Genomic DNA, 734 nt, shown 5'->3' on the forward strand with positions numbered 1-734 from the left:
GGTGAAAGTAAAAGCGAGTGCGGAAAAAATTCTTATTTTTAGTGAAAATGCCTGTATCGCGACACATAAACGAAGTTGGCAGATCCATCAATGGATTATGGATATTTATCATTACTTACGTACATTTGAAAAGAAAAAAGGTGCATTGGCTCAAAGTGAATGTTTGAGTCAAGCACCAACAAAAATAAAAAATTTATACAAAGATTATTATATTGGAAATGAGCGAGATTTTCTAGAGTTACTTATTTATTTAAAAGAACATAACAATCTAGAAAAAGTCTTAGCAGCGATTGAACAACTTATGAAGAACCCTATGGTTCAAATATCAACAGATAAGATTATTTTCTTAGCTAGTCAAGGCGAACACGTTCATAAAACTGTACATTCCAAAAATGAGGTCACCACCCAATCTCTAGAAAATCTTTCAGCCATTACAGCATTATTTGAAACGAAAAAGACAGGGGTGCTTCATTAATGGATAAGAGACAAGAAATGATTGAAATGTGTAAAGAACTTCGATTACCAAGTATTCGGGCATTTATTCAAGAAGATGATATGTGGAAACAACATCAGACAGCAGAGGATTTTTTATATCATGCACTGGTACAAGAGATGCAAGATCGAGAAGTACGAGCAAAAGCGAATCGGATTCGTTCAGCAAATTTCCCTGAAAAGAAACTATTAACTGAATTAGAGACTGAGAGATTACCGCAAAATGCGGCCTCTCGCCTCCC

General features: G+C 35.0%; 1 protein-coding gene and 1 pseudogene. Both read left to right on the top strand.

What is annotated here, in order from left to right; all coding sequences use genetic code 11:
• Positions 1-475: Mu transposase domain-containing protein (locus tag CD30_RS20380; protein WP_408056828.1), on the top strand; the 475-nt coding region annotated here is incomplete at its 5' end.
• A pseudogene (locus tag CD30_RS19245) lies at positions 475-734 on the top strand (AAA family ATPase); the annotation flags it as partial. The gene CD30_RS20380 and the pseudogene CD30_RS19245, both read left to right, overlap by 1 nt.

It is taken from the genome of Ureibacillus massiliensis 4400831 = CIP 108448 = CCUG 49529, from assembly GCF_000772965.1.
Taxonomy (GTDB): Bacteria; Bacillota; Bacilli; order Bacillales_A; family Planococcaceae; genus Ureibacillus; species Ureibacillus massiliensis.